Below are 24,665 nucleotides of genomic sequence, written 5' to 3'. Positions count from 1 at the left end.
CACGGATGCGCGATCTGCAATCCCACCGGTGGATGTGGGTGAAGGCCCTCCTCTTCGTCGTCATCGGCCTGGTGTCGTCGGCGCTGCTCCTCATGGAGGCGCCCGACTGGCGCGTCCTGCTCCTGTTGATGCTGGCCATCTGGGCCTTCTGCCGCGCCTACTACTTCGCCTTCTACGTGCTCGAGAAATACATCGACCCGTCGTTCCGCTTCTCCGGACTCACCTCGGTCCTGCGACATCTCGTCAACAAGCGATAGGGCGCAATTCCTGCGCGCCTTGGAGTGGATGCGCAAGAATTGCGTGTCATTGCCCGGTGGGCATGGCGCGGATGGCTCGAAGTGGTGATGGTTTTCATTCGAAGGTTCACGCGCCCTCATGAGGCCTGTATAGGTGTAGGGCGAGGTTCCGCCTGCCCACCCTGTTGATAGTGATTGTCATCGCCGTGGCGGTCCTGGTCGCCTTGATTGCGTCCGCGGCGGGAGTCCTGAGCGCGAGCCATCTGGGGCGGCTGGTGTTGCTCGCGGGCCTGGCCATCCTCCCGCTGGTCGTCACCGGCGCGGGTGTCGCCGTGGGCGTCCGTGAGTCCTCCCAGACACAGTTCTGCATGGGCTGTCACGAGATGGAGCCGTACGGGCAGAGCCTCTTCGTGGACAACGCCGCGTCGCTGGCGGCGGTGCACTACCAGAAGCGGCTCATCAGCCGGGACACCACGTGTTACGCGTGCCATACGGACTACGCCCTCTTCGGTGACGCGAAGGCGAAGTTCAATGGGCTCAAGCACGTCTGGGTCCACTACTTCGGCACCATCCCCGAGCGGCCGAAGCTCTATCAGCCGTATCCCAACTACAACTGCCTGCACTGCCACGGCGACGCACGGAGCTTCCTGGAGGCGTCCGCGCACCAGGACATCCAGGCGGAGCTCCAGGGCGGCGCGCGCTCGTGTCTCACGTGTCACGACGTCGCGCACGACCTGGAGGGCGTCAAGGCGCGGAACTTCTGGCTGCCGGAGCAACGCCCATGAGTCACGAGAAGCGCATCCGGAGGGCGGCCCTGCTGGTGCTCGCGGGGCTGTGCGTCCAGCTCTTCACCACGCTGTTCTGGTCACCGCTCACCTTCGTGGTGTTCACGGCGGTGGGCGTGCCCCTGGTGCTGCTGGGGGTGGGCCTCTACGTGGTGACCGTCTGGAAGGTTCTCAAGGAGCGCAAGGCGCTATGAGCACTCCGCCCTCGGGGCCCTGGCGCGCGTGGGCCGTGCTCCATCGTTGGCGCTGGCGGGTGGTGCTCGCCGTGCCGCTGCTCTTCGCGCCGCCCATCCTCGCGGTCAACGCGCCCCAGGACGTCCGGCTCCCTCCGCTGAAGGAACGCAAGACACCGGCGCCGGCCTTGTTCTCGCACTGGGCCCATGATTCGCGGCGTTGCTACAGCTGCCACCCGGGGGTGTTCCCCCAGGCCCCGCTGGGTTTCACCCATCAGGACATGCGCGAGGGCCGCTACTGCGGAAGCTGCCACGATGGCCGCGCCGCCAAGGCACCGAGCTCCATGCGCTGCGAGGCCTGCCATGCGCCTCGCTGACCTGGGCCGGCTGGTGATGGGCGTGCTCCTGGTGGCCGCGGTCGTACCCGCGCGCGCACAGACGCAGGAGGAGCGGCGCCGCAAGCTCCAGGAGCGGCTGGGCATCCAGCGTCCGCCGACGCCGCCACCTGCTCCAGAGGGCAGCGCCGATGCGGGGGCTCCCGACACCTCCGTGACACCCACCACGCCCACGAAGGCGACACCAGCACCGGTGGCGACTCCGTCGGGGCCGCGGACGGGAGGGGCGCCGAAGCCTCGTGGGCCCACCTTCGCCGCCGACGCCCGGCCCATCCTCGTGGCCCGGTGTCTGTCGTGTCATCGCCCGGAGGGCATGGCCGGCAGGTCGAAGTGGGTGCTGCGTGGCGATGGCACGGACTACGAGACCACGCTGCGATTCGTGAAGCTGGACGCAGCCGCGCAGAGTCCTCTGTTGAGGAAGGGGACTGGCGCTGTCCTGCACGGGGGCAAGAAGTCGCTCGCGGCGGAGTCACCGGAGTACGCCACGTTGCTGAAGTGGGTCGAATCCGGCGCGCTCCCAGGACCTTCCCCCGCAGCGACCGTGCCGCCACCGTCGTCGACGGTGGCGACGTCTTCGGGGGCTCCAGCTTCCGCGCGCGTGGGCGAGGAGCCCAAGGCGCCATCCTCGACGGCGGCAACACCTTCGGAGGCCCTCGCCGCCGCGCGCGTGGGAGCGGGGCCCGCGTCGACACCCTCGATGGCGGCAATGCCTTCGGGAGCTCCGACTTCCGCTCGCGTTGGGGAGGCGCTCGCATCGCCACTCTCGACGGCGGCAATGCCTTCGGGATCTCCGACTTCCGCTCGTGCAGGGGATGCGTCCGCGTCGCCACCCTCGACGGGGGCGACACCTTCGGAACCTCCGGATGTCGCTCGCGAGGGGACGACGCCACCTGCGTCGACTCAGGTCGCGTCAGGGGCGCAGCCCGTGCATGCGTCTGCCGTCGCCTCGAACACGCTGCGCTTCGCTCCCCGCATCCACGAGCAGCTCCTCGCGGGATGTGCGAGCTGCCATGCGGCGGATGGGTTCGCCGGGTCCACCCGCTATGTCGCCCACGCGGAGCCCGAGGCCCATCTGCGCACGGTGCTGGCGCTGGTGACGCCTGGCTCGGCCGACACGAGCCTCCTGTCTCAGCGCGCGCGAGGTGACTCGCACCAGGGCGGCGCGGTGTGGGAGCCCGGGAGCGCGGAACTCGCGCTCCTGGCCCGTTGGATTGACGAGGGCGCACGTGGGGCGGAGGCACCATTCGAGGCCCCCGTCGTGGCCACCACCGCTCCCCCGGCGCCGATTCCCGCCGAGCGCCCCGCCGCGTCGTCGGGTGGACCGCCGCCAGGTGTCCAGCTCGGCACCTTCCCCGTGCTCGGCTCGCTCACGCTCAACGGGCGCTTCGACCTCAACTACGAGCGCCTCGGCTACAACGACCAGCCCTTCCAGAAGGGCGCCTCGAACGCGCTACGCAGCTACCACCACTTCCTCTTCCTGACGCGCCAGTCCACCGAGGACCCGGTGACGCTGACGCTGGAGATGTTGTCGCTCCAGTTCTGGGAGGTGGGCTACCGGCTCAGCGGCGAGGACTGGCCGGTGCGGCTCTCCGCCAAGGTGGGCAAGGTGCTGGTGCCCTTCGGCGCGGAGCCGCTGTTCCATCACAGCTATGGCGGCCTCGCGGGCTTCGACCAGAAGGTGTTGCCACCCGTCTTCGCTCGCGAGGGGCTGACCGCGAACGTGCAGCGCCGCGAGGGACCGTTCCTGCTCTCCGCGGATGTCTACGTCATCGCTGGCTATCAGCTCCGGCGGGCCGATGCCGTGCTCAACCTCCAATCGGACTTCGCGCCGTTGGAAGAGACGCGGTTGGGCGTGGGGACGAGACTGGGGGGGGCCTGGGGCCCGCTGAGCCTCTGGTATTCGGCCTACTACAATCCGCTGGGGTATGGCCGGAGGCTGTTCCTCCAGGCGTTGGATGTCGCCTCGTGGCGGCCCCGCGGTGTGCCGGTGCTCGAGCGCTTCTCGTTGGGCGTCGGTCTGCTGCGCGCGGACGTCTCCGGCGGCGAGGCGGAGGGGTACGGCGGTCCGGGCGCGGACTACTACCACTTCGCCAGCTACCTCCAGCTCCGCTTCCATCCCACCGACTGGCTCTACCTCCAGTATCGACAGGGCCTGCGCACCTTCGGCAACCAGCGCGGGCGGATACTCGACACCACCGCGCTCACACGCGAGGACGCCTCCGCTCACAACGTGGGCGCCGTCGCCCGATGGAAGGGCTTGAGCGTGGGCCTCTTCCAGTTCTGGAACCTGGAGAAGGTGGACGAGGTGCCGGACGACTTCACGCGACTGGTGGTGGCGTATGAGTTCTAGGCTCGGACTCCTGCTCACGCTCCTGCTCGTCCCGGGCTGCGCGGACTTCCACCGCGGAGACGCGAGCCCCGACGCGGGCACGCCCTCCAGCGGTGACGGCGGCGGTGGGAGTGACGGTGGTGGAGACGCTCCCTCGTTCGCCACGGACGCGCATCCCTTGCTGCTATCAGGTTGTCAGTCCTGCCATCGCGCTGGAGGCGCCGCGGGCAACACGGGCTTCGTGTTGACGGGCGACGCGGACGCGGACTTCCAGGTGTCGAACGCGCTGACGGATACGGCTGCGCCGGCTGGCAGCCGCCTCTTGCGAAAGGCCGCCGGCGCAGGACACGGCGGAGGGGCCATCTACGCGGACGGCACCCCTGAGTACCAGAAGCTCCTGGCGTGGATCGCTGGAGGCGCGTTGCCATGACCCACACATCTCCCAGGAGGGACCCGATGAGACGAATGACGTTGCTCCTGGCCACCGGGCTGTCCTGCCTCCTCACGCTGGGAGCCTGCGCGAAGCTGGAGGCCGCCAACCCCGGCATCACCACGAGCGGGGCGCATTCGGTCCTGGTGGGACAGACGCTCCAGCTCACCGCCGCCACGCGCGAGGCCACGGATGACGGCTACACGTGGGAGAGCGAGGACCCGGCCATCGCCACCGTGGACGGCTCGGGGCTGGTGACGGGTGTCAGCGTGGGCGAGACGGCGGTGAAGGTCGTCGGGACGCGCTCGCGGTTGGAGGGGCGTCACGCGGTGGTGGTCGTCGGCCCGTCGGCGGGGGATGCCGGCGTGGACCCGTCGCAGGTGCCCTATTACGTGGCCTGGGCGGGCTCGCCGCACGCGGACACCACGGCGGAGGCCTTCTCCCACTGGAATGAGGAGGGGATGGTGCCGGCGACGTGTGCGCGCTGCCACAGCTCGGAGGGCTACATCGACTTCCTGGGCGGGGACGGCTCCGCTCCGGGACGCGTGGACGCGCCGGGCAAGACGGAGTCCGTGGTGCGGTGCGAGACGTGCCACGACGCCGCGGCCTCGCGGCTGACGGCCGTCACGTTCCCCTCGGGCAAGGAGGTCACCGGGCTGGGTGCGGAGGCGCGGTGCATGGTGTGTCACCAGGGGCGCGCCGCGGGGAAGGACATCGACGCGCAGGTCGCCGACGCGGGAGTGGGGGAGGACACGGCCTCGGCGGCGCTGGGCTTCACCAACATCCACTACTACCCGGCCGCCGCCACGCTCTTCGCGGCGCAGGCGGCCGGTGGCTACCAGTACGCCGGACAGGTCTACGACACGCGCTTCCGTCATGTGCCGGACTTCGACAAGTGCAACGAGTGCCATGACCCGCACTCCACCCGCGTCCGGTGGGACGCCTGTGCGACGTGCCATCCGGGCGTCACCGATGTCACCCAGGCGTGGAACATCCGGCAGATTGCCTCGCGCAACCAGGACTACGACGGCGACAACAACCGCACCGAGGGCATCTACTTCGAGATTCAAGGGCTGCGCGACAGGCTGCTCGCCACCCTGCAGCGCTATGGCGCGGAGCGGGCCCAACCCCTCTGCTACGGCAATGCCCATCCCTACTGGTTCCGGGATGGGGACGGCGACGGGACGTGCTCCACGTCCGAGGTCGTGAGCACCAACGCGTACAAGAGCTGGACGCCGCGGCTGCAGAAGGCCGCCTTCAACTATCAGCTCGCGCGCGTCGACCCGGGCGCGTTCGCGCACAACGCGAAGTACATCATCCAGCTCCTGCACGACTCGGTTCAGTCGCTCAACGGCGCGCTGACAGTGCCCTTCGATACGTCGCTGCTGGTGCGCAACGACCCGGGGCACTTCAACGGGGCGAGCAAGGCGGCACGCAACTGGGACGCGAGCGAGACGGTGCAGGCGAGCTGCTCACGCTGCCACAGCGGCGCGCAGGGCTACCGGTTCTTCGTGCAGTACGGCGTGGGGCAGACGGTGCCGGAGACGGCCAACGGGCTGGAGTGCTCCACGTGCCATGAGAGCTTCGCGCCGGACTACGACGTGTTCGTCCCCACGCGCACGTGGCTGCCGGATGGCACCACGGTGAGTCTGCCGGGGCAGGACAACCTCTGCGCGAACTGTCACATCGGACGCGCGTCGAAGGCGACGCTCGACAATGCCCTGTCGGCGGGAGGCGCGCCCCGGTTCCAGAACGTCCACTACATGCCCGCGGCTGGGACGCGTGAAGGCACGCTGGCGAAGGCGGGCTACGAGTATCCGGGCAAGACCTACGCCGGGCGGCTCTCGCACATGGGGGGGGCGCAGTGCACCAGCTGCCATGTCCCCGGCGTGAGCAACCACACCTTCCGCATCGCCGACGTGTGGCGCACGCGGTGTGAGACGTGCCACGCCGACCAGGAGTCGGCGGAGCAGATTCGTAACGTCCACCTCCAGGACTACGACGGCGATGGCAACACGACGGAGTTGCTCCGGGCGGAGGTGGACGGCATGGCCGCGCGGCTGCTGGCCGCCATGCGCGCGGTGACGAGCAACGGCCTCTGCTACAACGGCGACGTCAATCCGTACTTCTTCAAGGACACGGACAAGGACGGCACGTGCAGCGCGACGGAGGCCGTCTCGGCCAACGCGTTCGCGCCGTTCACTCCCGCGCTCGTGAAGGCCACGCACAACTACCAGCTCAGTCGGAAGGACAAGGGCGCGTGGGCCCACAACTTCAACTACGTGGGCCAGCTGCTCTTCGACAGCGTGGAGGACCTCACGGGGGCTGTGCCCGTGAACATGGTGCGCCCGTAGCCCGAGCCAGAAGCCTGTCTCGGGACTTCGAGGTCTCAGCGCGCCGTGAGCGGTACGACGCGCAGGTTCTTCTCCGCGCCTCCGAGCATCATGGTGGTGCCGTCAGGCGAGAACGCGATGGCTCGATGGGAGCGGGTTCCCGCCTTGAATGCGCACCAGCGCCCATCCGTTCCGATTTCGATGACCAGGCCATTGTTGGTGCCGATGACACCCAGGCCGTCCTCGCGGAAGTGGAGGGTGTCACCGCGGGTGCTCGGTCCCGTGGTCATTCCGCGCGTGAGCTTCTCCAGGGAGTGGCGTGAGAGCTCGTCACCGCTCTTCGCATCCAGCACCAGCGTGTCATGGTCCACGCCGTTGCCCACCGTCACCAGTCGGTTCGTCGAAGAATCGAGCGCCATCGCGTAGACCGTGCCTTCCGTGACGAGCCGGGATGGCGGCCGCTGCCAGAGCAACTGCCCGTCGGAGACCCTCACCGCGGAGACGCGGGAGAAGGACGTGGCCGTGTAGAGGAGGTCTTGATCGGGCGACAGCACGGCGCAGGTCTCCTCATCGAGCAGCAGGGACGGCAGCAGCGGCTGACAGTCGAGGGAGGACAGGGAGACCCGAACCATCGACGGCTCCGGCGTCACCAGGGAGGGCACCGCGGTCGCGAGCGCCGGGTCCACGCGTCGCTTCTCCCCACGGGTCACCGCCCCATCTCCAACGGCAATCGTCCAGTTTGGCGACTGCGCGATGAAGTGCTCCTCGTCAATCCAGACGAAGGGCCGCATGAGGGGCAGGGTGTGCGCGACCTGGAAGGTGTGCAGGTCGATGAGCTGACAGGACGCCGCCTGTCCCGAGAACAGCTCCCCGCCCGTGAGCAGCCACCGCCCACCGGGCGAGAGTGCACCGGGGCCTCGCAAGCCAGGCAGCTCGGCCTCGACCTCGAAGCGTGGACCTCCGCGTCGCAACAGCCGACCCAACTGCTTGGCGACGTTGGGCGCTTCGATGACGAGCAGGGTGCCGCGCGGCTCGAAGGCGAGGAACTCGACGTAGGGGACGGTGTCCTTCGCGAGGACCGTGGACGCCGCGCGAGGCGGCGCCGGTGCGAGCTTGGGGAGCAACTCCACGCAGTCGATCAATCGCATGGCCGGGCTATATCACCCGGGTGCGAGCTGGCGGCGCCTTGCGTCAGGGCTTCTCCGAGAGCACCACGGAGAACGGATACCGCTCCTCGTCCCGGAGGTCCGGGTCATACGGCCCGGTGGGTAGGACGGTGACGATGAGGGTCCGCGTCGAATCCGCGGCGAAGCGCAGGAGCTTCGGGCCCGACGCGAGGTCGAGCGTCTCACCATCGGAGTCGGGCGTGAGCCCCGGCACGGCCTGCACGACGAAGCGACGGCGTGCATCGACCGGCGCGGCCAGGGACACGTAGAGGGTGTCCGGAGTGCCAGCGCCCTTCTTCAGCGACAGGTAGCTGGTGCCCAGCATCATCGGGGCATCCTTCGTGACCTGCAGGGAGCCCGAGGCGGCCTCCTGGTCCACGGCCAGCGCGAGCCGGGCGGCCTTCAGATTCTCCAGCCCCTGCGCGAAGTGCTGGAAGTGGCGGTCATCGACGTGGTCGCCCGTGTACCAGCGCCAGCGCGAGAACTCGGGGACGGTGTCGACGTAGCTCGAGCCCTGGTCCGCGAGCAGCGTGTCGAGCGCGTCGACGAAGTCCGGCTCGTTGAGCGTGGGGTCGGCCTCCGCTCCAGGCGGATTGCGGGACGCGAGCCACATGCGTGACACGAACCCGGGGTTGCCCCCGAAGAAGCGGTCCTTCAGGAAGAGCAGATACAGGGACGCGCCATACATGTACCAGGTCTCGTACCCATCATCGCGGTCCAGGGCCCAATCTGGATGGGACTGGAAGTCCTCGAGATAGGTCTTGATGTAGCGATTGGCATACACCTGGTCCGTGAACACGGCGGACATCTCGAAGGTGATGGGCGACTCGTACCAGTCATCCGCGGCCTGTGAGGCGTGCGCCATCTCATGGACGACGGTCTCCTCGAGCTCCGCGCCGCCATAGGGGCCCCACGGGTCCACGACCATGAAGCCGCGCCGGTCGTCATGGGGCGTGGAGGCTTCACCCGAGAGCACGTTGACCAGACAGCTCCGGTGCCCCTTCCACACGAAGACGTCGAAGGCCTCATCGGGGCCGCACTCGCCTCCATCGGTGAGGGCGGGGCGCATGCCCAATCGATTGACGTGGTAGTCCCAGCCCTTCTCCACATGCGCGAGGACCTGTCGCGCCGTCTCGCGCTCCACCTTCTTGTAGTAGTGGACGAGCACCGGCAGCGTCTTCGAGCGCAGCGAGTGGGGGAACATCGCGTCGAAGTCCGCGCGGCCGCAGATGGAGGTGCCCTCGGCCAGCGGGTGGACGTCGTCGGCGGGCTCCTCGGGTGGGTTCGTCGAACCGCAGCCGGCGAGCACGAGCGCCAGCGCAACGGGGCGGGCCCGGGACGCGACGAGGGGAGGTGACATGTCGTGGTCCTCGTGAGGGAAGACCTCCAGCATGTCGGCCGTGCCGCGCGCCGGCCATGGGCGATGGCAATGACTGCTCACCCGTGTACGCCGCGACGGCGCTCCTCGCTGTCGCGGCGCACGATGGGGGGCACGTCGGCGGCGTGAGTCCTCCACGCCCCTGTCCCGGGGTTCAGGTGGGGAAGAGCTCGACGGGCAGCGAGAGGGGACCCCGGACGTTGAGGGAGGGATTCCATTCGATGCGCTCCGTGCGCACCTCCACCCGGTCCACCCGGGCGACGAACTCCTCCAGGGCGACGCGCGCCTCCAGTCGCGCGAGCCACGCGCCGATGCAGAAGTGGGGGCCATGGCCCAAGGAGAGGTGCGGCTGGGGCTTGCGGTCCAGGTCGAAGCGCTCGCCGTCGGGGACGTGCTTCTCGTCGCGAGAGACGGACGCCAGCGACACCAACACCATGGCGCCGCGAGGCAGCGTGACTCCGGCGAGTGTCACGTCCTGGGTGCACGTGCGCAGCGTGGCCGAGATGGGGGGCTCGTAGCGCAGGGTCTCCTCGATGAAGCGGGGGATGAGCGAGGGGGTCTGCCTGAGGCGGGGCAGCAGCTCCGGGCGCATCGCGAACACCCGGGCGCCGTGGCTGAGCAGGTTGACCGTCGTCTCCAGTCCGGCGATGAGCAGCGTGATGAGGAAGCCCACCAGCTCCTGTTGGGTCAGTGATTCTCCGTCCACACGTGCCCGGAGGAGGTCACTCACCATGTCCTCGCGAGGCTCCCTGCGCCGGTCGTCCAGCACCGTCTGGGAGTAGGTCTCCACCGCGTCGAGGGCGGCGCGGCTGCGCGCCATCTGCTCGGTGTCCTCCGGCCGGACGCCGCTGATCGCGATGATGTCGGTGGCCCACTGCTTGAAGTGCGTCTGCGTGGAGTCATCCAGTCCAAGCATTCCCTCGATGGTGTCCGCGGGGATGGCGGTGGCGAGGGTTCCGACGAAGTCCACCTTCCGCTTCTCCATCATGTCATCCAGGTGCCTCCGAGCGGTGGCGCGGATGCGAGGCTCCAATCGCTCCAGGGTCGCGGGCGCGAAGGCCCGGCTGATGAGTGCTCGCAGCCGCCCGTGCTGGGGCGGGTCCAGGAACGGGAGCGAGCGGGTCGTGGGGTTGAGGCGCCCGAGCCACTCTGGTTGGAACGCCATGCGCAGCCCCTCCGACGAGAAGAGCTGTGGCGACTTGAGCACGAACTGGGCCTCGTCATGGCGGGTGACGGCCCACATGCCGCCGGGTTCCACCTGGACGACAGGCCCCTGCTGTCGGAGCGTCGCCAGGTGTGGATAGGGATTCTCGAGGAACTCGCGCGACAGGAAGTTGAGACGGGTGCTCATCGGAGATGGCCTCCATGCCCTCGGGTGGATGAGGCGGCGAAACCCTGTTCGACGCACGCCTGGAGCGCGCTCCTGCGGGGGACGTCCTCGCCCGCAGGGCGCATCAGGTGTCGTCGTGATGAGATTCTTTGTTGAAGGTGTGTCTCGGCTCTGTGTTTGTCTTTGCGGAATCTGAACATGCTGGAGCCGGGTGGATATTGCACAGGAAAGTGAAGGCGACGCAGTCCGCCACCGGCACCTTCCTGGTCCCCGTGCGCGACGATGGCCGCGGACGCGCCCTGCGGGGCGCGCAGCGGGCCTCAGGCGGGGAAGAGCTCGACGGGCAGCGTCCTCGGCCCGCGGACGACGAGGGAGGTCGTCCAGTCGATGCGCTCGGTGCGCAGCTCCAGCCGGCTCACGTGGGGGATGAGCTCCTCCAAGGCGATGCTCGCCTCCATCCGCGCCAGCATCACCCCCAGGCAGTAGTGGATGCCATGGCCGAAGCTGAGGTGCTGCGCGTTCTCCCGCCCCAGGATGAACCTGTCACCTTCGGGGAAGAGCTTCTCGTCGCGGGCCGCGGAGGCCAGGGACACCAGCACCACGCTTCCCTTGGGCAGCTCCGTGTCGGCCACCTTCACGTCCTGCAGACACGTGCGCAACAGTCCCACGACGGAGGGCTCGTAGCGCAGGGTCTCCTCGACGAAGCGGGGGATGAGCGCGGGCGTCTCTCGCAGGCGTAGGAGCAGCTCCGGGTGCAGGCAGAGCATCCGGGCGCTCTGTCCGAGCAGGTAGGTCGTCGTCTCCACCCCGCCGGTGAACAGCACGAAGAAGAAGCTCATGAGTTCTTCGGGAGTCAGGGCCTGCCCGCCCGCGCTGGCCTGGAGCAGGTCGCTCATCAAGTCGTCGCCCGGCGTCTTGCGCCGCGCGTCCAGGGCCTCCTCGACATACCGTTCCATCTCATCGAGCGTCCGACGGCACTGCTCCATCTGCTTCGTGTCCTCCGGGTGGACACCGCCGATGAGGGCGATGTCATGCGCCCAGCGCTCGAAGTGCTTCAAGAGCGCGGTGTCCAACCCCAGCAGCCAGCAGATGACGGTGGCGGGGATGGGCACGGCGAGCGCCTCCATGTAGTCCACCGTCCGTTGCTCCAGCATCCGCGCGACGCGCTCCCGGGTGATGGCGCGGATTCGCGGCTCCAAGCGCTTGAGGGCCGCGGAGGTGAAGTCCCTCAAGATGAGGGTCCGCAGCCGGCCGTGCTGGGGCGGGTCCACGAAGGGCAGGGACTCCGCCAGGGGATTCGTGCGCCCGAGCCATTCCGGCTGGAACGCCAGACGCATCCCCGTGGAGGAGAAGAGCTGCGGCGACTTGAGCACGTGTTGGGCTTCGTCGTAGCGGGTGACGGCCCACATGCCACCCGGGTCCACCTGCACGAGGGGGCCCTGGCGTCGGAGCTCCGCCAGGTGAGCGTGGGGATTCTCGATGAATTCGCGAGAAAGGCAGTTGAGACGGGTCCTCATGATGAGACGTCCTCCAGGTCCGCTGAGCGCTTCCGCGGGGGTGGGTGGTGGGGTTGTCTGGATTGTCTTTGAGGGGTCCGGGCCTGTCGTGGCTGGGTAGGGATTGCCCGGGAAACGACGGGGCACGAAGTCCACCACCGGACACCTCCCGGGTTCCCTTGCGCGGAGCCCTCCCGCGGGAAGTGCGGCTCGATGCGGCCTCGAGGCGCCCGCGCGCAAGGATTGCGTGTTCGGAGGTCCGGTCCCTATCCCTCCCAGTAGCGCAGGTCTCCACGTCGCGCCCTGCCCCCACCCGGGACGTCCTCCCCGATTGACCCTTCACCGCCACCGCTGATAGGACACGGGAGGCGTGTCAATAATGAATATGAGATTCAATATCGAAATCACCCTGGAGCCCCCACCCGCACCCCGTGAACATGCCTACACCTCGTCGCTGGCGTGGCGCCCTCGCGCCGACCTCTTCGTTCTCCGCGCTCGTGCTCCTGTCCCTGCTGTCGGTGGGGGAGGCGCGAGCCCAGGAGGCGGGTGATCCCTCGGGGGCCGCTGTCGCCGCGCCCGCGCCGTCCAGCGGCGTCGTCCCGCCGGTGCTCGTGTCCAAGCCGGAGGCCGTCTATCCGCCCGAGGCCCTGGCCACGAAGGTCGAGGGCGCGGTGAAGCTGTTGCTGACCCTGGACGAGGAGGGCCGCGTCACGCGCGCGCAGGTCGTCGAGGGGCTCGGCCATGGGCTCGACGAGGCGGCCGTGGACGCGCTGGCGAAGGCGCGCTTCACGCCCGCGATGCAGGACGGCACCCCCGTCGCCTGCCAGTTCGAGTTCATCCACCACTTCGTCCTCACCCGGCCTCCCGAGTCCGCACCCCAGGAGGTCGCCGAGACGCCCGCGACCGTGGACGAGGCACCCGAGGCCGAGGCGCCCGCGGAGCCCTCCGCCGAGTCGAAGTCGCCCGCGTTCACGTCGATTGTCCGGGGCAAGGCGACCGAGGCCCGCGTGCTGGTGCGTGGCTCGGAGGCGGTGGATGTCGTGGAGCTGGAGAAGGCCCATGCGCGCGCGGAGGACCTCGCGGAGGTGCTGACGCGCGCCTCCGCCGTGCAGGTCCAGCGGACGGGCGGACTGGGAAGCCGGACGCAGCTGTCGCTGGGGGGCCTCTCCGGCGACCAGGTGCGCGTCCTGCTCGACGGCGTGCCCATCGAGTACTCGCCCTATGTCTACGGGCTCGGGAGCGTCCCGGTCTCCCTCATCCGGCAGATGGAGGTCTTCAACGGCGTCGTCCCGGTGCGGCTCGCGACGGACGCGCTGGGCGGGGCCATCCACCTGCGCTCGGACCTGGCGGCGGCCCAGACGGGGGCGTCGCTGTCACTGCAGGCGGGCTCCTTCGGCAGCTACCGTGGCACCGGCCGGGCGACGTGGCGGGCGGGCGAGCATGTCTTCCTTCGCGCCGCGGGGTTCCATGACCGGGCCCGGAACGACTACCGAATCACCGTCCCCGTGGACGACCCCGTCACGGGGCGGGTGGGGCCGCGCTCCCTGAACCGGAGCCACGATGCCTACCGGGGCTCCGGAGGGAGCCTGGAGGTGGGCGTCGAGTCGCTCCCAGGGCTCGACCGGCTGGTGCTCACCGGCTACCTGGGCCAGTACGACAAGGAGGTCCCTCACGACCCGTTGATGATTCGCCCCTACGGCGCCGTCACCTCCGGACAGGAGAGCTACGGCGTGGGGCTGCGCTACGAGGTGTCTGCCCACGAGCGGCTCAAGGTGCTGGCCATCGCGGGATACAACCAGCGCATCGGCGAGCTGTACGATGTCTCGAATTGTCTCTACGACTGGTATGGCGTCTGCCGGGGGACCCAGGCGCGGGCGGGTGAGATTGCCTCGTCCCCGCTGGAGAACACGCAGAAGCGCCGGGCGCTGTTCGGACGTGTGCGATTGCTCGGGACGCTGTTCGACGCGGAGGACCTGGAGCTGTCGCTCGGCGCCGACGACAGCGAGCGGACGGGCCAGAACGCCTACCTCACGCGCCTGGGCCAGGAGGACCCGCTGCGGATTCCGCTCGGGCTCACGTCTGGCTTCGGGGGGCTGTCCCACCGGCAGACCGCGTGGGAGGGCCGGCTGGAGAACACGCTGTTCGTGAAGGGCTACGTGCAGCGCTTCGACTCCGGGACGAACGCTCGGCTGTCGGAGACCCGCTGGGCGGGTGGCTTCGGCGACACGCTGCGCTTCAGCCTGACGCGCTGGCTGTTGCTCAAGGCGTCCTACGAGCGCGCCACGCGGATGCCCCGGGTGGAGGAGCTCTTCGGCGACGGCGGGCTGCTGGCGGAGAACACGGCGCTGGCCCCCGAGTCGAGCCACAACGCCAACCTGGGCGTGGAGCTGCTCTCGTGGGTGACGCCCGTGGGCCGCTTCGGCGCCAACGCGTCCGCGGGTCTCCGCGACATCGAGAACCTCATCCAGCTGTTCCCCGGTGACACCACGCAGGCCTACGAGAACGTGGACCACGCCCGCTCCGTCTGCGCGCACGCGGGGGTGGACTGGGACGCTCCGGGCGACTGGGTGGGGCTCACCGGGGCCGTCACCTGGCTCCACTTCAAGAACCTGGCGCGGGAGGGGCAGTTCGCGCGCTTCCACGGCGACCGCATGCCCAACATGCCGTGGCTGCAGGCCAGCGGCACCGCGCGCTTCCAGGTGAGCCGGCTGCTCTCCCGCGACGACGCGCTCGTCCTGGAGTGGACCACCCGCGTCGTCGGCTCGTTCGACCGCTCCTGGCAGAGCGTGGGGCAGGGCGGCGCGAAGGCGGGCGTGGACACGCAGGTGCTGCACTCCACCGCGCTCACCTACCGCGCCCGCCACGAGCGGCGGGCGTACTCCTTCTCCTTCAACCTCCACAACCTCACCGACGCCGCCGCCTTCGACCTCGTCGGTGTCCAGCGGCCGGGGCGCGCCCTGTCCGCGCGCCTCACCGTCGACCTCTGAGTCGCTTCGAGTCCCCTGTCAGGAAGTCATCGCCCAAAGGAATCCCGATGAAGCTGAAGTCCGCACTGCTCGCTCTCGCCCTGTTCGCCACCGCCTGCTCGGATTCGGATGACCCGACGCCGACGCCGGATGCTGGCAATCCGACGGACCCCGACGCGGGGACGCCGGATGCGGGGACGCCGGACCCGCTCTATGCGCTCATCACCCAGGTGCCCATCGCCGGTGGCAACACCCAGAGCTACCTGGTGACGGTGGACGACATCCAGGAGTCCAAGACTGTCGGTATCGCCAACGCCATCGAGCTGCCCGCGGACGCGTACATCGTCGCGGGCTTCCCGGGCGCCGGGAAGCTCTTCGTGAGCAGCTCCGCCCAGCCGACGATGACGCCCTACGCGCTCGACGCCTCCGGGAAGCTCGTGCCGGAGGCCGCGCTGTCGTTCGCCAGCCGGGAGGTCAAGGCGACCAACGGCTACCAGTCCCAGCACTACTTCGTCAGCGAGTCGAAGGCCTATTACTTCGACCACGTGAACTACAAGCTGGTCATCTGGAACCCGAAGGACCTGGCCCTCATCGGCTCCAAGGACCTGACGTCGCAGCTCAAGGACGGCGAGTTCACGTTCCGCTATTCGCAGAGCCTGGCCGTCACCGCGGGCAATGACGTCATCATCGCCGGTGGCTGGCACTCGAGCGACGTGAAGACGATTCCGGCGAAGACGGCGTTGGTCATCGTGAATACGCAGACCGACGACGTCACCGTCAAGACGGACACGCGCTGCGGCTGGGCGCGCGACGGCGTCAAGCACACGGACGGGAAGATCTACTACGCCACCGAGTCGCTCGGCGCCGGCGCGCACTTCGTGTCGCCCACGACGACCGCGCCGCCGTGCATGATTCGCTTCGACCCCGCGACGGGCGCGTTCGACGACTGGTTCACCACGCTCGACGCCTTCGTCTCCCCCGGCACGGACGGAGACATCGCGTCCATGCTGCTGCCCGGCGCGCCCGGCAAGGGTTACGTGCGGGTGATGAACAAGACGGCCGCGCAGGCCGCGTTGGATTCCGCGGTGGCGGGTGGCCGGACCTTCCACGGGAGCCATGCGGCCACGGGCGCCTGGTGGAGCCTGTGGGAGGTGACGCTCGGCGATGCTCCGACGGCCACGGCCGTCGTGCGCGACGACCTGGTGCCCACCAACGGCCGCACCATTCCCCAGAACCCGGGCGAGTTCCTGGTGCTGCCCGAGTTCATCAACGACAACGCCCAGACGCGCTTCCGCATCATGACCCCGCAGACGGGCCTGGGTGACGCGAAGACGGTGGTCGAGGGCCAGGTGCGCGGCCTGCTGCGCATCCGCTAAGCCTCGCATCCGTCGTCCAAGGCCTCCGCCATGTCCTGGCGGGGGCCTTCTGTTTCATCGGGGCGGCGATGGCGGCGTCCCCGCGTTTTCTCCTGGAATGGACGGGTTCACCTGATGCGCATCCCCTTGTTCCTCGCGGCGGGCCTCTTGACCGCCAGCTGCTCCTCGGGGCCCACGCCCCGCGCCGATTCGATGGTCCGGGTGGACTGGGCGCCCGTGACGTTGCCGGGCGCGTTCCAGTTCGACCTGGCGTCCACGCACACCGGGCGGACCCACCGGATGTTCGTGGCCATCCCGGAGGGGCCCGCGCCCGCGGAGGGCCACCCCGTCATCTACCTGCTGGATGGGGGCTCGCACTTCCCCACGCTGGAGCGGCTGTCGCGTGCGCTCCCGAGGCTCGCGAAGGGCTTCGGGGTGCCGGCCGCGCCGCCCATCATCGTCGGGTTGGGCTACCCGGGCGACGCGGCGTCGAGCGAACAGGCGCGTGGCGAGGACTACACGCCGCCGGCCCCGGACCTGTCGAACACGGGGGACCGGTTCTCGAAGAAGCAGGGCGGGGCGGACCGCTTCCTGGACTTCGTGAAGAAGGAGCTCGAGCCCGCGCTCGCGGCGCGCCTGTCGCTGGACACGTCGCGCACGGCGCTGATGGGGCACTCCTATGGCGGGCTCCTGGTGGTGCACGCGCTGCTCACGCGGCCCGCCTCGTTCGAGGCGTTCATCGCCGGCAGCCCGTCCCTCTGGTGGAACGGGCGCTACGTGCTCACCGAGAAGCGGGCCTTCGTCGAGCAGCACGCGGCGACGCCGGTGAAGGCGCGGGTGCTGCTCACGGTGGGCGGGCTCGAGCAGACGCCTCGCAAGAGCCAGGGCGAGCGGGGCATGCTCGCCGTCGAGCGGCGGATGGTCGACAACACCCGAGAGCTGTCGGGCGAGCTCTCCGCCCTGGGCGGCGGCCTGGAGGTGCGGTTGTTGGAGTTCCCTGGCGAGGACCACTACGGCGCCTGGCTGCCCATGTTGAGCCGTGGCCTGCTGTTCTTCTCCGCGCCTGTGCTGTTGCCGGGCGCCGACTGAGGTCCGGCAGGACGTCGCAAGCCGGTGCTCGGTGAAGACGACGCCCTCGATGAAGCTCGGGGCCCTGCTCGTGGGGCCCTCCTGGCGGTGCCCGCACCCCGCGCCGCCAACCGCATGATTCTCCGTCCTTGTGGACGTCCCAGGGCGCCTACCAGGGCAGGGCCTGCCGGACATCACCTGTCAGGAGCCCGCCTTGCGGACGGGGTCATTGCACGGCTCCGAGCGACTCGCGGAGCCGTGCGATGTCCCGCGACGGAGGCGCGCCGAACATCCGGCTGTACTCGCGGCTGAACTGGGACGGGCTCTCGTAGCCCACGGAGTGCCCGGCCATCGCCGCGTCCAGGGCTTCGGAGAGCATCAGGCGACGGGCCTCCTGCAGGCGCAGCTGCTTCTGGTACTGCAGGGGGCTCATCGCCGTCACGGACTTGAAGTGGTGGTGGAGCGCGGACGGGCTCATGTGGACGGTGCGCGCCAGGTCTTCGATTCGCAGGGGCGCCGCGTAGTGCGCCTTGAGCCAGTGGATGGCGCGGGCGATGGCGTCCAGGCGGCTGTCGCCCAGGGCGATGCGCCGCAGCCTCGCGGTGTTCTCCCCGGACAACAGGCGGTAGAGAATCTCCCGGGTGATGAGCGGCGCGAGCACGGGGATGTCGCGCGGGGTCTCCAGGAGCCGCACCAGCCGCGATGTCGCGTCCAACAGCGGCGTCCCCACCGGGCCCAGCGCGAGCCCCCGGGCCACGCCGCGGTCCTCGGGCGCGTCCAGCGCCGCCTCCATCATCAGGCTGCTCAGCTGGCCGGGCTCCAGGTCCAACCGGAAGCAGAGGTAGGGCTTGTCCGGCGTCGCCTCGATGACCTGTCCGGTGACGTGGAGGTCCATGGAGGCGACCAGGCACTGGTCCGTCCCATAGACATACACGTCGTCACCGAGCAGCACCTGCTTGCGGCCCTGCGCGACGATGCACAGCGCGGCGGCCTGCAGCGCGTGGAGCTCCGGGGTGGGCTCGGAGGCGCGGATGAGCGAGAGCCGGGGGATGGCGGTGGCGTGGATGCCGTCCGTGGGCGTGTGGCGCTCGAGGAGCGTCGCCAGCGCGGCCAGGCTGGGATTCGGGGCGGGCGCTGGAGGAGGGGCGCGCTTCATGGGGGCAGTCAAACGTCCCGTGCAGGATTAGGCAAGAGCCGGCGAGCATCCGGATAACGCCTCCAGGCCCTCCGTTGAGAAGGTGTGTGTGTCCCCGGTTCCCTCCAGGCGCCGGGCAATCACTCGAGGGACATGCACATGACGACGAACATCCAGGGCAAGGTGGTGGCCATCACCGGAGCGAGCAGTGGAATCGGCGAGGCGGCGGCCCGCCTGCTTGCCCAGCAGGGCGCGAAGGTGGTGCTGGGCGCGCGCCGCAAGGAGCGGCTGGAGGTGCTGGCCGCGGAGCTGAAGGCGGCGGGCGGCGAGGCGCGGGTGCGCGCGTTGGACGTGACGAAGCGCGAGGACGTGGAGGGCTTCGTGCGCTTCACGGTGGAGGAGTTCGGGCGGCTGGACGTGCTCATCAACAACGCGGGGGTGATGCCGCTGTCGCTGCTGGAGATGCTGAAGGTGGACGAGTGGGACCGGATGATCGACGTGAACATCCGGGGCGTGCTGCATGGCATCGCCGCGGCGCTGCCGGTGATGAAGCGGCAGAAGGCGGGGCAGGTCATCAACGTGTCGTCCATCGGAGGGCACGCGGTGAGCCCGACGGCGGCGGTGTACTGCGCCACGAAGTTCGCGGTGCTGGCCATCTCCGAGGGGCTGCGCCAGGAGGTGGGCGGGGACATTCGCGTGACGGTCATCTCGCCGGGGGTCACCACGTCCGAGCTGGCGGAGAGCATCAGCGACTCCAACGCGCGCGACGTGATGCGCGAGTTCCGCAAGGTGGCGATCCCCGCCGACGCCGTCGCCCGCTCCATCGCCTACGCCATCAGCCAGCCGGCGGACGTGGACGTCAGCGAAATCATCATCCGCCCCACCGCGAGCCCGTACTGAAGACGCCGGGGCGTGAGCGGGGACGGGGTCAATTCCCGTCGCTCACGCCCCACGCGTCGTCGAGGGCGTCGACGCCGGTCGTCGCAGGGGCCAGGCTCCGAGACGACCTCCGTGGATGCGAGCTCCAGCAAGGGGACGTTGCCGTGGACCCAGGACCGCGTGCACGTCAGTCATTGAAAGGGACGTCGCACTGACCGATGACCACGCGCTTCGTCAGTCGGACGGTGACGGGCGCCAGCTGGAAGGTCGCGGGCTCGGGACAGTAATAGGCGGGAGGCATGATTCCGCTCGCCTCCAGCGTGACCTCGGCGTGGGTGAGGTACACGCCATCCTCGGGGGCCCGGTCATTGAATAGGGGCGAGTCGCGGTCCCGGGTGAAGGTGACCGTGCCGGCGGAGGCGGCCTCTCCGAAGTCGGTCCGTATCGACAGGGCGATACCAGCGGTCCCGAGCTCGTAGGTGCCGTCGCGCAAGCCCATGGGAATCTGGAGGCTGATGCCGTTGGGGAGGAACCGTCTGTGGTTGTAGCTCCAGGCCACGTTCATGGTGTCGGAGAAGTGGAGGCTGACGCCCTCGAGCGGCTCGAGCGTCGTGTGGTTTTCGGGAGTCCCTCCACACGTGAAGACGACGGACGCGTCCCCGCTCAGGTACTCCGGAGGCAAGTTCTCCTCTTTCTTCACGCACGGCTGCGTCTCGCACGCGAGCAGAGCACACGCACCCACCACGACGAGCCACCCCGCATGTCGCCACATGGCGAGTGATTCTACCCGCCGCGGGGGAGTGCTGCCGTCAAGGGCCCGCAACGTGTGTCGCTGCCTCGACACGGCGCTGACGCAACCAGGGCTCGAAGCGCATGAGCGTGAGCCCGAGGGCTTGCGCGAGCTCGGGTCGGGCGAGCACCGGGGCGACGTTCATGTAGGTCAGCCCTCTCGCCACGCCGGGATGCAGGCCCGCGGCGATGGCCTGCTCGATGCTGCTGGACTGGACGGTGTATGTCTTCCCATCGACGCGGGAGAGGACCTCGGCCAGCTGTCGGGGCGTGAGCACGTCGCCCGCGAGCTGCAGCGTGACGCCATGGAACCGCGTGGGATTCAGGAGCGCCGCCGCGGACGCGTTCCCCACGTCCTCCGGGGCAATCCAGGGGATGGGCCGGTCCGCCTCGAGCACCGTCACCCACCGGTGCCCATCGACGAAGGCGGAGGTGTCCAGCATGGCGTGGTCCATGAAGGTGGCGGGCAGGATGAGCGTCCAGTGCTTGAAGCCGGCGCCCCGGACGCGCTCGCAGGTGGCGAGCTTGTTCTCCCAGTACACCTCGTGCTCCTTCCAGCGGCCCTCCGCCCAACCCTCGATGTGGCGGTGGTCCCCGACGCCGGACGTCGCGGTGTGCACGAAGGTCTCGACGCCCTCGGCCAGCGCGGCCTCGATGAGGTTCTTGCCCTGCTGGACCTCCTTGCTGAAGTCGACGCCCGTCGCGGAGACGATGGGGGACTGCATGGAGAAGACCGCTCGGGTCCCCGCGCAGGCGGCGCGCAGTGACGGGAGGTCGTCCAGGTCTCCCACCGCGATTTCGGCCCCTGCCGCCGCGAGGGCCCGGGCATTGGGGGCCTCCGGATCGCGGACCAGGACGCGCACCGAGGTGCTGCCTTCCGCCAGCAGCGCTCGCGCCGTGGCTCCGCCCTGTCGCCCCGTGGCGGCGGTGACGAGGACAGTCGGGTGACGACGCATCGGCTGCGCTCCTTGGAAGTGGGGTGCCCCACCGTTTTGTGTTCGTGTTGAATACGGAGGGGTCCCCCGTTTGTCAAGGGAACGGGCTTCGGGGGCGTCCATCGCGTCGCGCAGCTCGCGCCCGTCCATTCATGGTCGAGGCGTCGTCCCCCTCGGCCTCCCGTGGCGTCTGCTCCGAGTGGCTCATGGCCACCCATTGTTCCGACCCCCGTCCGCTGGCAATGAAGGAAGGCCTGGATGCATGAAAGCCGGTCGCCGGAGAAAAGCCTTTCAAAATCCCGGGTGCCTGCCTCCATTCATGGGGTGACGTTGCCCATGTCGTCTGGAGGAACACCTTGAGCCTGCTGCTTGCCCTGAGTCTCGTCGCGCCCACGTCGCTTGCCCAATCACCGCCTTCGCCCCGTGATGAGACCGTGCGGGTGCGCATCGAGACGGACGCCCCCGAAGTCAGCCTCTTCCGCGTCACGAGCGAGGGGTTCGGCACCGTCGCCACCACGGACGGCGTGGGCACCGTGGGCATCGTCAACTATCAGCGCGAGTGCACGATGCCCTGTGACGTCACCCTTCGCGACCCGACGACGGACTTCTTCATCGCGGGGTCTGGGGTCACGCCCTCACGACGCTTCACGCTGTTGGACCAGGGGCGGGATGTGTCCCTGAAGGTCGACCCGGGCAGCGCCGGACTGCGAGCCACTGGCTGGCTCGCCACCCTCTTCGGCGTCTCCCTGGCGGTGGTGGGTGGAGTGGTGATGGCCATCGACGGCGCGGAGCCCTCCGATTCCGCCCTTCCGAAGGACAACACCCTGCGCAAGGTGGGCATGGGCTCGCTGATTGGTGGCGGCGCGCTGCTGGCCATCGGGCTCCCCCTCTTCATCTTCAACGGGACGGATGTGAAGCTCGCGCCGAACAAGCTGACGGGGAACGCGGGACTGGACCTCTGATACAGAAGTCACCCGGATGAGCCACCTCCAGCACGCCCGCGTGTCCTCATGACCTCGCCCCTCTTGCTGGGGGTGGTCCTCCCACTGCTCGCCACCGCTTCGCCCGAGCCTTCGTCGGCGCGGTGGGGGCTGCATTGGAACGCGCCCTCGGAGTGCATCCAGGCGGCGCCCCTGGCGCGCGCGGTGGAGGCGAGGCTGGGGCGCTCCGTGTTCGGGTCCCTGCCGGATGTGCTCGTGCATGGCGTGCTGGAGCCGGCGTCCTCGTCGGGGTGGTCCGCGAGGCTCACGCTCGTGGATGCGCGGGGCACCGTCCTGGGCAGCCGCGACATCGACTCCGCCACGCCCGCGTGCGCGGACATCGAGCGTCGGCTGGTGCTGGTCCTCGCGTTGATGATCGACCCGGAGGCCTTGAGTCCCCGGGAGCCCGCCCCGGTGCCCTCCGAGGGGGTTGCTCCTCCCGAGGAGGCACCCCCGCTCCCCGAAGCGCCCGACCCGACGGTGGAGGAGGAACTTCCCATCCAGGCCTCATCCCCGCCGACCCGCGCGGCCCCGTGGCCGGGTCGCTCGACGGTGTCCCTCACCGCGCTGACGACGACGGGGCTCTCGGACGGGCTCGCCTGGGGAGGACGCCTGGGCTGGCGGGGGGCGGGGAGCGTGACGTGGCTGGTGGGGCTCTCCGTGGTGCCCTGGGCCCGCTCGGAGCTCGAGGACGGACGGGTGGGCCTGCTGCTGGCGACACCCGAGGCGGGGGTGTGTCCGCTGGTGGGGGGCGGCTCCCGATGGGAGGTGTCCGCGTGCGCGACGGCGGCGTTCTCGTTCGTGATGGCGGACTCGACGGGGCAGACGGTGGACGAGGTGGACCTGCTCATCCGAGGCGACGCGGTGGCGCGAGCCCAGCTGGAGCTGCGATGGGGGGGCGCCACCGGGTTGCATGTGGGGGGCGGCGCCGCGGTGGGGTGGCTGCGTCCCACGTTGCCGATGACCTCCGCCTGGGAGGGGCGGCTGGGGGCGCCGTGGCGCGTGTTCGTCGAGCTGGGCCTGGTGTTCCGGGGGCCGTGAGGCACCAGGGGGCGGGTAGCGCTTCACCTGGCGCCGGCAAGCTCACTAGAGTCCGCCGGCCCCGGACTCCCGCGCGATGCCCACACCTCCCCAGGCCCTGCCCGCTCCCGATGGGGCGGAACCGCTCGACTTCGAGCGGGTGCATGCCCAGCACGCGGCCTTCGTGTGGCGCACGCTGCGGCGCATGGGCGTGAGGGAGGCGGACCTGGAGGACGTCTGCCAGGAGGCGTTCCTGGTGGTCCATCGCCGCCTCCCCGAGTTCGACCCACGCGCGCCCGTGGCCGCGTGGCTCTTCGGCATCTGCATGCGGTTGGCCTCGGACCACCGCAAGCGCGCGCACGTCCGGCGGGAGACCTCCGTCGCCGAGACTCCCGACGAGGCGCGTCCCCCCGAGCAGCTCGAGTCCGTGGCGCGCACGCAGGCCCGGGCCCGGTTGGACCGCATCCTGGATGCGCTCGACGAGGACAAGCGGGCGGTGTTCGTCCTCTTCGAAATCGAGCAGTGGACCATGGCCGACGTGGCCCAGGCGGTGGGGTGCCCCGTGCAGACCGCGTATGCGCGGCTGTACGCTGCGCGCAAGCAGGTCCAGGAGGCCGTGGCCCGGTTGCAAGGAGGCGAGAGATGAGGACGCCCGAGCCCGTGCGACTCCTGGAGGAGTCCTCCGACGCCTCGCCCGAGCTGCGTGAGCTGTTGGGGTCCGCCCTGGGCGATGGGCCCTCCGCCGCGCAGCTGGCGTCGCTCGCGGCCCGACTGGCGCCGCTCTCGCCGCCTCCGGCTCCTCCGGCTCCCGCACCGGCTCCGGTGGCGCCCACGACCGCGCCGCTCACGGGAGGCGCGACGGTGGCCACGGGCCTCAAGCTCAAGGTGCTCGTGGGCGTGGCCGCGCTCACGGGGGCGGTGGGCTCCTTCCAGGCGGGTCGGGTCTACGAGCGCGCACAGCCTCCGACGCTCGTCCAGGCGCAGCGGGAGACGGCTCCGGTGGAGTCCCCACGCCGCGACGTGCCTCCCGAGGCCGACGCGCCGGCCCCGCCCGTTGTCGAGGCTCCGCGCCCCGAGCCCATCGCTCCCGCGCCCGTCGAGGACCGCGCACCGGCGCCCGCCGCGCCCCGCGTGAATCCACCGCGCCCGCACGACCCCGTGCGCAATCCCGTCGCCGAGCCCCCTTCGGTCGCTCGCGCCCCGCGCCTCGAGGACGAGGAGCTGCTGCTCATCGACGACGCCCACCGGGCCCTCCAGGGAGGAGATGCCGAGGAGGCGCTCTTGCTGCTGAGGAGACACGCGTCCCGGTTCCAGGGGGGCGCGCTCGCGCAGGAGCGGGAGGTGCTCGCCATCGAGGCGCTGGTGCTGCTGGGCCGCCGCTCCGAGGCTCAGGCTCGCGCTCTGGACTTCCAGACGAAGTACCCGACCTCCTCGCACCTCGTCCGGCTCCAGAAGCTGCTGCGTCCGCCCACGCCGGAGTGACGCGG

Annotated in this window: 22 protein-coding genes; 15 read left to right on the top strand and 7 right to left on the bottom strand. The window is 69.8% G+C overall.

The window, feature by feature from the left end:
- The first annotated feature begins 5 nt into the window (after positions 1-5).
- The 7 genes from LXT21_RS33790 (at position 6) to LXT21_RS33760 (ending at position 6,702) form a co-directional block, all read left to right on the top strand.
- Positions 6-257 (top strand): hypothetical protein, encoded by a 252-nt coding sequence (locus LXT21_RS33790; protein ID WP_254042345.1) that lies wholly within the window; start codon positions 6-8, stop codon positions 255-257.
- Positions 258-442: 185 nt separating this feature from the next.
- On the top strand, positions 443-1,021 hold the full coding sequence (locus LXT21_RS33785) for a NapC/NirT family cytochrome c (RefSeq protein ID WP_254042344.1): 579 nt from the start codon (positions 443-445) through the stop codon (positions 1,019-1,021).
- The gene (locus LXT21_RS33780) at positions 1,018-1,215 is read left to right on the top strand and encodes a hypothetical protein (RefSeq protein ID WP_254042343.1); all 198 of its coding nucleotides are present in this window, start codon (positions 1,018-1,020) and stop codon (positions 1,213-1,215) included. Before LXT21_RS33785 ends, LXT21_RS33780 begins: the two co-directional genes overlap by 4 nt.
- Positions 1,212-1,571 carry a c(7)-type cytochrome triheme domain-containing protein gene (locus LXT21_RS33775; RefSeq protein WP_254042342.1) on the top strand — a complete coding sequence of 120 codons (360 nt, stop codon included), beginning with the start codon at positions 1,212-1,214 and terminating at the stop codon, positions 1,569-1,571. Before LXT21_RS33780 ends, LXT21_RS33775 begins: the two co-directional genes overlap by 4 nt.
- Before the next feature lie 943 nt (positions 1,572-2,514).
- Positions 2,515-3,939, top strand: coding sequence for a hypothetical protein (locus tag LXT21_RS33770; protein WP_254042341.1), 1,425 nt, complete (start codon positions 2,515-2,517; stop codon positions 3,937-3,939).
- Positions 3,929-4,348, top strand: coding sequence for a hypothetical protein (locus LXT21_RS33765; RefSeq protein ID WP_254042340.1), 420 nt, complete (start codon positions 3,929-3,931; stop codon positions 4,346-4,348). Before LXT21_RS33770 ends, LXT21_RS33765 begins: the two co-directional genes overlap by 11 nt.
- A gap of 26 nt (positions 4,349-4,374) precedes the next feature.
- The gene (locus LXT21_RS33760) at positions 4,375-6,702 is read left to right on the top strand and encodes an Ig-like domain-containing protein (protein ID WP_254042339.1); all 2,328 of its coding nucleotides are present in this window, start codon (positions 4,375-4,377) and stop codon (positions 6,700-6,702) included.
- Between the two features lie 35 nt (positions 6,703-6,737).
- Here the strand turns inward: LXT21_RS33760 and LXT21_RS33755 are convergent, their stop codons facing one another.
- The 4 genes from LXT21_RS33755 to LXT21_RS33740 form a co-directional block, all read right to left on the bottom strand.
- A complete protein-coding gene (locus tag LXT21_RS33755; protein ID WP_254042338.1) occupies positions 6,738-7,829 on the bottom strand; it encodes a PQQ-like beta-propeller repeat protein in 1,092 nt (363 codons plus the stop codon).
- Between the two features lie 43 nt (positions 7,830-7,872).
- Positions 7,873-9,207, bottom strand: coding sequence for a hypothetical protein (locus LXT21_RS33750; RefSeq protein ID WP_254042337.1), 1,335 nt, complete (start codon positions 9,205-9,207; stop codon positions 7,873-7,875).
- Positions 9,208-9,379: 172 nt separating this feature from the next.
- The gene (locus tag LXT21_RS33745; protein WP_254042336.1) at positions 9,380-10,576 is read right to left on the bottom strand and encodes a cytochrome P450; all 1,197 of its coding nucleotides are present in this window, start codon (positions 10,574-10,576) and stop codon (positions 9,380-9,382) included.
- A gap of 299 nt (positions 10,577-10,875) precedes the next feature.
- On the bottom strand, positions 10,876-12,072 hold the full coding sequence (locus LXT21_RS33740; protein ID WP_254042335.1) for a cytochrome P450: 1,197 nt from the start codon (positions 12,070-12,072) through the stop codon (positions 10,876-10,878).
- A gap of 416 nt (positions 12,073-12,488) precedes the next feature.
- On the opposite strand from LXT21_RS33740, the gene mxcH reads away from it, so the two are divergent.
- The 3 genes from mxcH (at position 12,489) to LXT21_RS33725 (ending at position 17,461) form a co-directional block, all read left to right on the top strand.
- On the top strand, positions 12,489-15,038 hold the full coding sequence (gene mxcH / locus LXT21_RS33735) for a TonB-dependent siderophore myxochelin receptor MxcH (protein WP_254042334.1): 2,550 nt from the start codon (positions 12,489-12,491) through the stop codon (positions 15,036-15,038).
- 47 nt (positions 15,039-15,085) lie between these two features.
- Positions 15,086-16,393: a hypothetical protein gene (locus LXT21_RS33730; RefSeq protein ID WP_254042333.1), complete on the top strand. Its 1,308-nt coding sequence runs from the start codon at positions 15,086-15,088 to the stop codon at positions 16,391-16,393.
- Between the two features lie 114 nt (positions 16,394-16,507).
- Complete coding sequence (locus tag LXT21_RS33725) at positions 16,508-17,461, top strand: alpha/beta hydrolase (protein ID WP_254042332.1); 954 nt, start codon at positions 16,508-16,510, stop codon at positions 17,459-17,461.
- Between the two features lie 205 nt (positions 17,462-17,666).
- On the opposite strand, the gene LXT21_RS33720 is transcribed toward LXT21_RS33725, so the two are convergent.
- The gene (locus LXT21_RS33720) at positions 17,667-18,596 is read right to left on the bottom strand and encodes an AraC family transcriptional regulator (protein ID WP_254042331.1); all 930 of its coding nucleotides are present in this window, start codon (positions 18,594-18,596) and stop codon (positions 17,667-17,669) included.
- Positions 18,597-18,734: 138 nt separating this feature from the next.
- Here LXT21_RS33720 and LXT21_RS33715 point away from each other — a divergent pair, with 138 nt between their 5' ends.
- Positions 18,735-19,475 carry an SDR family oxidoreductase gene (locus tag LXT21_RS33715; RefSeq protein ID WP_254042330.1) on the top strand — a complete coding sequence of 247 codons (741 nt, stop codon included), beginning with the start codon at positions 18,735-18,737 and terminating at the stop codon, positions 19,473-19,475.
- Between the two features lie 166 nt (positions 19,476-19,641).
- On the opposite strand, the gene LXT21_RS33710 is transcribed toward LXT21_RS33715, so the two are convergent.
- On the bottom strand, positions 19,642-20,226 hold the full coding sequence (locus LXT21_RS33710; protein WP_254042329.1) for a hypothetical protein: 585 nt from the start codon (positions 20,224-20,226) through the stop codon (positions 19,642-19,644).
- Between the two features lie 37 nt (positions 20,227-20,263).
- Positions 20,264-21,199, bottom strand: coding sequence for an NmrA family NAD(P)-binding protein (locus LXT21_RS33705; protein ID WP_254042328.1), 936 nt, complete (start codon positions 21,197-21,199; stop codon positions 20,264-20,266).
- Positions 21,200-21,534: 335 nt separating this feature from the next.
- Here LXT21_RS33705 and LXT21_RS33700 point away from each other — a divergent pair, with 335 nt between their 5' ends.
- The 4 genes from LXT21_RS33700 to LXT21_RS33685 all read left to right on the top strand — a co-directional run bounded on the left by LXT21_RS33700 (position 21,535) and on the right by LXT21_RS33685 (position 24,660).
- On the top strand, positions 21,535-22,140 hold the full coding sequence (locus LXT21_RS33700; protein WP_254042327.1) for a hypothetical protein: 606 nt from the start codon (positions 21,535-21,537) through the stop codon (positions 22,138-22,140).
- 48 nt (positions 22,141-22,188) lie between these two features.
- Entirely contained in the window at positions 22,189-23,199 is a 1,011-nt protein-coding gene (locus LXT21_RS33695) for a hypothetical protein (protein ID WP_254042326.1), read from the top strand.
- Between the two features lie 76 nt (positions 23,200-23,275).
- On the top strand, positions 23,276-23,824 hold the full coding sequence (locus LXT21_RS33690; protein ID WP_254042325.1) for an RNA polymerase sigma factor: 549 nt from the start codon (positions 23,276-23,278) through the stop codon (positions 23,822-23,824).
- A complete protein-coding gene (locus LXT21_RS33685) occupies positions 23,821-24,660 on the top strand; it encodes a hypothetical protein (protein ID WP_254042324.1) in 840 nt (279 codons plus the stop codon). Before LXT21_RS33690 ends, LXT21_RS33685 begins: the two co-directional genes overlap by 4 nt.
- Positions 24,661-24,665: the final 5 nt, after the last annotated feature.

This window comes from Myxococcus guangdongensis (genome assembly GCF_024198255.1).
In the GTDB taxonomy this organism is placed as follows: Bacteria; Myxococcota; Myxococcia; order Myxococcales; family Myxococcaceae; genus Myxococcus; species Myxococcus guangdongensis.
This window is presented reverse-complemented; position numbering and strand designations above follow the sequence as displayed.

Bases quoted from the DNA above. Each gene is read 5' to 3' on its own strand.
- LXT21_RS33790 (WP_254042345.1), top strand. From the start codon at position 6: ATGCGCGATCTGCAATCCCACCGGTGGATGTGGGTGAAGGCCCTCCTC.
- LXT21_RS33780 (WP_254042343.1), top strand. From the start codon at position 1,018: ATGAGTCACGAGAAGCGCATCCGGAGGGCGGCCCTGCTGGTGCTCGCG.
- LXT21_RS33775 (WP_254042342.1), top strand. From the start codon at position 1,212: ATGAGCACTCCGCCCTCGGGGCCCTGGCGCGCGTGGGCCGTGCTCCAT.
- LXT21_RS33765 (WP_254042340.1), top strand. From the start codon at position 3,929: ATGAGTTCTAGGCTCGGACTCCTGCTCACGCTCCTGCTCGTCCCGGGC.
- LXT21_RS33760 (WP_254042339.1), top strand. From the start codon at position 4,375: ATGAGACGAATGACGTTGCTCCTGGCCACCGGGCTGTCCTGCCTCCTC.
- LXT21_RS33755 (WP_254042338.1), bottom strand. From the start codon at position 7,829: ATGCGATTGATCGACTGCGTGGAGTTGCTCCCCAAGCTCGCACCGGCG.
- LXT21_RS33750 (WP_254042337.1), bottom strand. From the start codon at position 9,207: ATGTCACCTCCCCTCGTCGCGTCCCGGGCCCGCCCCGTTGCGCTGGCG.
- LXT21_RS33745 (WP_254042336.1), bottom strand. From the start codon at position 10,576: ATGAGCACCCGTCTCAACTTCCTGTCGCGCGAGTTCCTCGAGAATCCC.
- LXT21_RS33740 (WP_254042335.1), bottom strand. From the start codon at position 12,072: ATGAGGACCCGTCTCAACTGCCTTTCTCGCGAATTCATCGAGAATCCC.
- mxcH (WP_254042334.1), top strand. From the start codon at position 12,489: ATGCCTACACCTCGTCGCTGGCGTGGCGCCCTCGCGCCGACCTCTTCG.
- LXT21_RS33730 (WP_254042333.1), top strand. From the start codon at position 15,086: ATGAAGCTGAAGTCCGCACTGCTCGCTCTCGCCCTGTTCGCCACCGCC.
- LXT21_RS33725 (WP_254042332.1), top strand. From the start codon at position 16,508: ATGCGCATCCCCTTGTTCCTCGCGGCGGGCCTCTTGACCGCCAGCTGC.
- LXT21_RS33720 (WP_254042331.1), bottom strand. From the start codon at position 18,596: ATGAAGCGCGCCCCTCCTCCAGCGCCCGCCCCGAATCCCAGCCTGGCC.
- LXT21_RS33715 (WP_254042330.1), top strand. From the start codon at position 18,735: ATGACGACGAACATCCAGGGCAAGGTGGTGGCCATCACCGGAGCGAGC.
- LXT21_RS33710 (WP_254042329.1), bottom strand. From the start codon at position 20,226: ATGTGGCGACATGCGGGGTGGCTCGTCGTGGTGGGTGCGTGTGCTCTG.
- LXT21_RS33705 (WP_254042328.1), bottom strand. From the start codon at position 21,199: ATGCGTCGTCACCCGACTGTCCTCGTCACCGCCGCCACGGGGCGACAG.
- LXT21_RS33695 (WP_254042326.1), top strand. From the start codon at position 22,189: ATGACCTCGCCCCTCTTGCTGGGGGTGGTCCTCCCACTGCTCGCCACC.
- LXT21_RS33690 (WP_254042325.1), top strand. From the start codon at position 23,276: ATGCCCACACCTCCCCAGGCCCTGCCCGCTCCCGATGGGGCGGAACCG.
- LXT21_RS33685 (WP_254042324.1), top strand. From the start codon at position 23,821: ATGAGGACGCCCGAGCCCGTGCGACTCCTGGAGGAGTCCTCCGACGCC.